The organism is uncultured Duncaniella sp., assembly GCF_910578445.1.
Classification (GTDB): Bacteria; Bacteroidota; Bacteroidia; order Bacteroidales; family Muribaculaceae; genus Duncaniella.
Genome location: NZ_CAJTQC010000038.1, coordinates 1 through 271, shown reverse-complemented (window position 1 = coordinate 271; position 271 = coordinate 1). Strand labels below are relative to the sequence as shown.

Genomic DNA, 271 nt, shown 5'->3' with positions numbered 1-271 from the left:
GCTTAGGCTTCTTGCCTTTCTTAATATCAACGTATGTTATTATCCTGGCAATGTGGTTGAAGCCGTCTTTACGGAACACCACCACCTGCTCTCGGTACTCCATCAGGCCCTGTGGATTCTGATACATACAGTCCACAAGAACCTCGTAACTGAGGTTTTTCTTCATCTTGGTGACATATACCACACCTCTGTCTGTCAGTTCCTCAAATTTGGCATAGTTGATATATGCACGGTCAAGTGCCACTATATCATTGTGGCTGTAATGACTCGG

1 pseudogene is annotated in these 271 nt (G+C 44.6%); it reads right to left on the bottom strand.

Annotated elements, in window-relative coordinates:
* Positions 1-271 (bottom strand): annotated as a pseudogene (locus QZ311_RS11565) (transposase); the annotation flags it as partial.